The organism is Plasticicumulans lactativorans (genome assembly GCF_004341245.1).
GTDB classification, from domain to species: Bacteria; Pseudomonadota; Gammaproteobacteria; order Competibacterales; family Competibacteraceae; genus Plasticicumulans_A; species Plasticicumulans_A lactativorans.
Genome location: NZ_SLWY01000013.1, coordinates 183,857 through 190,197 on the forward strand (window position 1 = coordinate 183,857; position 6,341 = coordinate 190,197).

Below are 6,341 nucleotides of genomic sequence, written 5' to 3' on the forward strand. Positions count from 1 at the left end.
GCTGAGCATGCTCGCCGCGCACGGCCACCGCGGCCAGGGCGAGGCCGCCAGCGGGCGCGCCGGCGCGCACGCGCCGTCCCCGCCGGCCCGCAACGCCAACCCGCTGTGGTCGGGGCTCGCGCTGCAACTGCCGGCCGGCATCGAGCTCGGCCGCGCCGACGACCCGCTGGAGCGCGCCGCCGATGCCACCGCCGCGCGCGTGCTGCGCGGGGCGCCGGCGAGCGCCCCGCCCGCCGTCGACCCGGCGCGCGGTGTGGTCCGTCGCCGGGCCGGGGCCGCCCCGGCCGCGCCGGCCACGGCCACGGCCGGGAACGGCGGGCAGCCGCTGCCGACGACGCTGCGCGGCTTCTTCGAACCGCGCTTCGGCGCCGACCTGTCGACGGTGCGCGTGCACACCGACGCTGCGGCGGCGGCACACAGCCGCGCGTTGCAGGCGCGCGCCTTCACCCTCGGCGAGCACGTGGCCTTCGCGCCCGGCGCCTACGCGCCGCACACCTCCGGCGGGCGCGAACTGCTGGCGCACGAACTCGCGCACGTGCTGCAGCAGCGTGCGGGCACCGGCGCGCGGGTGCAGCGCCAGAGCATCCCCGAGGCCGCCGGGCTCGGCACCGCGGCGACCACGGCGCCGATCGCGACGCTGTCGCCGCAGCAGCAGATGAACGAGGAGATCGACCGCGAGCTGGTGGCGATCGCCCGTGCGCGCCTGCTGCTGCCGTGGATCGACGCGCACTTCAGCTTCTCGCTCGCCGAGCTGCTGGCCGACGGCACGCTGATGGCGAGCCTCGACCTGCGCCGCGACCGCGCGCTGCGCGCGCGCATCTACCCCTTCCCCGGCAACCAGCCGCCGGCCGAGCGCGCGCAGGTGTTCACCGCCACCGCGACGGTCGACGCGCTGCTCGGGCCGGTCACGCGCGAGCACGTGCTGACGGCGCTCGACCTCCTGCGCGTGCACGGCGCGGTGATCCGCATCGGCCAGAGCGAGGACTTCATCGCCAGCATCACGCGGGTGGAGGCGCGCCTGGAGCGCGACACCTTCGACGCCGCGGCGACCGCGATCGAAACCTTCGCCGCCGGCTTCAAGGCGCGGGTGAACCGGCTCGACCCGATCGAGCCGGTGGTCGCGACCGAGGTGCTGCCGTCGGCCTGGGCCGCCGGCGCGCAGGTCGAGCGCGACGAGGAGACCGCCGCGATCGCCGCGCGCCAGCGCCTCGAAGCGCAGCTCGCCACCGCCCCCGAGGGGCCGCAGCGCGAGCGGCTCGCCGCCCAGCTCGAAGCGGCGCAGCGGCGCGAGCGCCGCGCGCAGGGCTTCCACACCTTCGCCGCGCCGGTGGTGCGGCTGCTCGAACGCCTGCGCACGCGCAACACCGCCTGGACCGCCGGCACCTACCCGCGGCATTTCTGGGCCGAGTTCTCGGTCGACATCTTCCTGCGCGCCAACATCGACGCCGACGGTTTCTGGTCGCGCCCGGCGGCGCGCCAGTTCTTCACCGACCTCAACGCCGCCTGCGAGGAAGCCACCCCGCCCGGCAAGTTCGCGTGGAAGGCGATCTACAACGACGACACCATCCGCACCGAGACCAACGCCCGCTACGGCGCCGGGCGCGTGCTGAGCGCGCCCAACCACGGCCCGGCGCCCGACCACAAGCTGCACATCCACCTCGACCTGCGCCCGCTCACGGTGAGCAAGGACGCCGTCACCGGCTACGACACCGCCACCGGGCACGTGCAGCCGAACCCGCCGGCGCCGTGAGCGCACCGGCCGCGCGCCCGCCGACCGGGCCGGAGCGAACATGAAGGAAACCAAGCTGCAGAACCGCGCCGCCGGCGCCCTCATGGGCGCCTTCGTCGGCGACGCCCTGGCCCTCGGCCCGCACTGGTACTACGACCTCGCCGAGCTGCGCCGCGACTACGGCGAGTGGATCACCGACTACACCGCGCCGCGGCCCGGCCGCTACCACGCCGGGCTCAGGGCCGGCGACTCCTCGCAGGCGGGGTACCTCCTCGCGCTGCTGCTGCGCTCGCTGGTCGAGCGCGGCGGCTACGACCAGGCCGACTTCTGCCGCCGGCTCGACGAGGAGCTGTTCCCGCTGCTCGACGGCACGCCGATGGCCGGACCCGGCGGCTACACCAGCCAGTCGATCCGCGACGCCTGGCGGCGGCGGGTGCAGCGCCGGCTGCCGTGGAGCCAGACCGGCGGCCACGCCGACACCACCGAGGCGATCGAACGCACCCTCGCGCTCGCGGTGCGCTACGCGCGCGACCCGGCGCGGCTCGCCGCGACCATCGCCGCCAACACCCACCTGACCCAGATCGACGACACCGTGGTGTCGATGACGGTCGCCTACGGCGCGGTGCTGGGCCTGCTGGTGCAGGGCCACGTGCTCGACGCCGGGCTGTCGGCCACGCTGATGGGGCTGGTGAAGTCGGGCGAGCTGCCGTTCCACGCGGTGACCGCCGAAGGGCTGAAGCCGCCGCACCCCGGCGACCCCGAACCGCCGCGCGCCGGCAACTTCGCCTCGCCCGACGCGCTGCTGACGCCGTCGTACATGGCGGCGGCCGCCGCCGACCCCGGCATCCGCATCGAGCCGGCGTGGAAGGTGTCGCTGGTCTACGGCATGCCCTGCGCGATCTACCACCAGCTCCCGGCCGCCTACTACCTCGCCGCGCGCTTCCACAACGACTTCGAGGCGGCGCTGCTGCACGCGATCAATGGCGGCGGCCAGAACCAGGCGCGCGCGATCCTCACCGGCGCACTGGTCGGCGCCCAGACCGGCCTCGCCGGCATCCCGCGGCGCTGGCTCGACGGCCTGAGCGACGGCCCGGCACTGCTGAAACTCGCCCTCGGCCTCGCCGCACGCGTCGGCGAGCCGTAGGTGCGGCGGCGGGATGCGTTCGGCGAAGGTTTGGACGGAAGGAGCACGGTAGGTTGGGCTGAATGAAATGAAGCCCAACGTTCACCGCGTGCGCTCGGGAAGGTGTAAAGCCGATGCGCTATCGAAGCGCCGATGCCGCCGCCGCGGCCTGCGTTACTTCACCGTCAATCTCCCCGATCAGCGTTCAGGCACGACGCTCGGCATCGGCACCGCCGGCGGGTTGCGTTCGACGAAGGTCGCGCGCTGGTGCCAGTACGGGTAGATCGGCGCGCGGGTGCTCGCGGCGTCGAGCCGTGCGACCTGCTCGTCGCTGAGTGCGAAGTCGGCCGCGCCGAGGTTGTCGCGCAGTTGCGCCTCGTCGCGCGCGCCGATCACCGCGACCGCGACGCTCGGCCGGCGCAGCACCCAGTTGAGTGCGACCTGCGAGACGCTGCGGCCGGTTTCCGCGGCGATCGCTTCCAGTGCCTCGACGATCGCGTAGAGGTGCTCGGCCGGCACCTCCGGGCCCATGCCGCCGAGCGCGGCGGTGCGGCTGCCGGCCGGCGCGGGGCGGTCGCGGCCGATCTTGCCGCTGAGCCGCCCGCCGGACAGCGGGCTCCACACCACGGTGCCGACCTTCTGGTCGAGCGCGAGCGGCATCAGCTCCCATTCGTACTCGCGCGCGAGCAGCGAGTAGTACGCCTGGTGCGCGACGTAGCGCGGCCAGCCGTGGCGGTCGGCGGTGGCGAGCGACTTCATCAGCTGCCAGCCGGAGAAGTTGGAGCAGCCGACGTAGCGCACCTTGCCGGCCTGCACCAGGTCCTGCAGCGCGCGCAGTGTCTCTTCGACCGGCGTGCGGGCGTCGAAGGCGTGCATCTGCCACAGGTCGATGTAGTCGGTGCCGAGCCGCCGCAGGCTCGCTTCGCAGGCGGCGATCAGGTGATGGCGCGACGAGCCGACGTCGTTGGGCCCCGGCCCGGTGCGGAAGGTGGCCTTGGTCGAGATCAGCACGCGCTCGCGTCGCCCGGCGATGGCCTTGCCGAGGATCTCCTCGGCGAGGCCATCGGAGTAGCTGTCGGCGCTGTCGAACAGGTTGGCACCGGCCTCCAGCGCGATGTCGACGAGGCGCGTCGCTCCTTCCACGCCGGTTTCGCCCCAGGCGCGGAAGAACGCCGTGCCGCCGCCGAAGGTCGCCGTGCCGAGGCCGAGCACCGGCACCTGAAAACCCGATCCGCCGAGATAGCGGTATTCCATCGTCGAACTCCTGTTGCCGTGAGGGGCGACGCGGCCGGTGGCCGTCGCCCGGCCGTCGTGTCGGACGGGGCGGGGAGGGCGGGGTGACGGCCGGTCGTCGGCTCAGAGCGTAGTCGTCGCGACGGCGCAGGTGTGGCTGCGCCGCGCCTCAGTTGCTTTCGGCGGGCAGCGAGCGCGGGCGGCGGCCCTGGTCGAGGGCGACGAAGGAGAAGGTGGCCTCGGTGACCTTGACGCGGTCCTCGCCGTCGCGCGAGCGGCGCCAGGCTTCGACGTGGATCGTCATCGAGCTGTGCCCGGTGCGCAGCAGGTCGGCGTAGAGGCTGACCTCGTCGCCGACGAACACCGGGCTGAGGAAGGTGATGCGGTCGACGGCGACGGTGACGCAGCGCCCGCGCGCGCGGCGCGCGGCGAGGTTGCCGGCGGCGAGGTCCATCTGCGCCATCAGCCAGCCGCCGAAGATGTCGCCGGCGGGATTGGCGTCGGCGGGCATGGCGATGGTGCGGATGGCGGGCTCGCCGGCGGGCAGGGCGGAAGGTTCGGGGGCGGGCATCTGTAGGTCTCGAACGAGCCGCACGGAACGCGCCATCCCGGCGCGTCGCGTGCGGAATACCTGGCATGCCAGGGCGGGCGCCTCCGTTGCGGCGCCCTGGGTTCGAAGCGTCCGGGAGCGGCGCGCGGCCGTCCTCAGGCGATGTGGGCGAGGGCGATCAGCACCAGCGTCACGGTGATCGCGCCGCCGATGCGCGTGGCGATCTGCGCGAAGGGCATCAGCTGCATGCGGTCGGCCGCGGTGAGGATGGCGACGTCGCCGGTGCCGCCCTGGCCGCTGTGGCAGGCGTTCACGATCGCGGTTTCGATCGGGTACATCTGCATGCGCCGGCCGACGAAGAAGCCGGTGGCCATCAGCGTCACCACGGTGGCGACGATGGTGATCAGCTTCGGCACGGTGAACGCGGCCATCAGCTTGTCCCACGGCGTCATCGCCACGCCGATCGCGAACAGCAGCGGGTAGGTGACCGCCGTCGAGAAGAACTTGTAGACGACGAAGGCACCGCTCTGCAGTTGCGGCGAGACCGCGTGCGTGAGCTTCACCAGGACCGCGATGAACAGCATCGCCACCGGCGCCGGCAGGCCGAACAGGCGGAAGCACATCAGGCCGAGCAGGTACAGCGTGAGGGCGGTGACGCCGGCGGCGGCGATGTGGGTGACGTCCATGTGGCCGGTGATCTCCTCCTGGTGCGGGTCCATCTCGTCGTGCTCGCCCGGCTGCAGCCGGCCTTCGCCGGTCAGGTGCGGGTAGCGCTTGCCGACGAAGTTCAGCAGGCCCGCCAGCAGGATGGCGGTCAGGCTGCCGAGCATCACCGGCGGCAGCACGGTGGCGAAGAGCTCGCCCTGGTTCTGGTGGAGGATCTCGGCGTAGCCGATCGACAGCGGGATCGCGCCTTCACCGACGCCGCCGGCCATTATCGGCACGACGATGAAGAAGAAGGTGGTGTAGGCGCCGAGGCCGAGTGCGGTGCCGGTCAGGGTGCCGACGATCATCGCCGCCACGGTGCCGATCGCGAGCGGGATGAAGATCTTCAGGAAGCCCTTGATCAGCACCTTGCGGTCCATGCTGAGGATGCTGCCGACGATGATCGAGGCGATGAACAGGTACAGGAAGTTGGTCGACTTGGTGAAGTCGGTCGTCATCTTCACCAGCGATTCGGGCAGGATCTTGTAGAAGACCAGCGCCGAGGGCACGAAGGTGGCGAAGATCGCCGCGGCGCCGATGCGGCGCAGCCCCGGCACGCGCTTGCCGACCTCGGCGCAGGCGAAGCCGAAGAACGAGAACATCACGATCGCCATCGAGATCTCGCCGGGCACCTTGTCGAGGGCGACGAAGCCCGCGATCAGCGCGCCGATCAGCACGAAGATCGGCAGCGGGATGATGCCGACGCGGGTCTCCATCAGGCGCCACCAGCCCTCGGGCCAGAAGCGCTGCGGGGCGGACGCGGCCGGACGGGATGCATCGTCGGGTGGAGCAGGAGTGTGCTGCATGGGGCCTCCTCCGGGTGGTGAGCCCTGTGGGTGGGGTCGTCGGGGCGTCGCCGGCATCGATGCCGGCGCTCTTGGATCATTGGTCGTCCGGCCGGCCCCCGCGGGCGCTTGACGCGCCCGCGGTCCGGTGCGTGGGAGGGGCTGCGGCGGCGGCTCAGGAGACGAAGCGCAGGGCCGAGGCGGCGGTGCGGGTGT

General features: G+C 72.9%; 5 protein-coding genes. 2 read left to right on the plus strand and 3 right to left on the minus strand.

Features of this window, described 5'->3' with window-relative positions:
- The first annotated feature begins 7 nt into the window (after positions 1-7).
- Both EV699_RS12955 and EV699_RS12960 read left to right on the plus strand, forming a co-directional pair.
- On the plus strand, positions 8-1,750 hold the full coding sequence (locus EV699_RS12955; RefSeq protein WP_132543363.1) for an eCIS core domain-containing protein: 1,743 nt from the start codon (positions 8-10) through the stop codon (positions 1,748-1,750).
- A 40-nt stretch (positions 1,751-1,790) separates the two neighbouring features.
- Positions 1,791-2,873: an ADP-ribosylglycohydrolase family protein gene (locus EV699_RS12960; RefSeq protein ID WP_132543365.1), complete on the plus strand. Its 1,083-nt coding sequence runs from the start codon at positions 1,791-1,793 to the stop codon at positions 2,871-2,873.
- 177 nt (positions 2,874-3,050) lie between these two features.
- On the opposite strand, the gene EV699_RS12965 is transcribed toward EV699_RS12960, so the two are convergent.
- The 3 genes from EV699_RS12965 to EV699_RS12975 form a co-directional block, all read right to left on the minus strand.
- Entirely contained in the window at positions 3,051-4,106 is a 1,056-nt protein-coding gene (locus EV699_RS12965; RefSeq protein WP_132543367.1) for an aldo/keto reductase, read from the minus strand.
- A gap of 148 nt (positions 4,107-4,254) precedes the next feature.
- Positions 4,255-4,656, minus strand: coding sequence for an acyl-CoA thioesterase (locus tag EV699_RS12970; protein ID WP_132543369.1), 402 nt, complete (start codon positions 4,654-4,656; stop codon positions 4,255-4,257).
- A 134-nt stretch (positions 4,657-4,790) separates the two neighbouring features.
- Positions 4,791-6,146, minus strand: a complete 1,356-nt coding sequence (locus tag EV699_RS12975; RefSeq protein ID WP_132543371.1) for a 2-hydroxycarboxylate transporter family protein — start codon at positions 6,144-6,146, stop codon at positions 4,791-4,793.
- Positions 6,147-6,341: the final 195 nt, after the last annotated feature.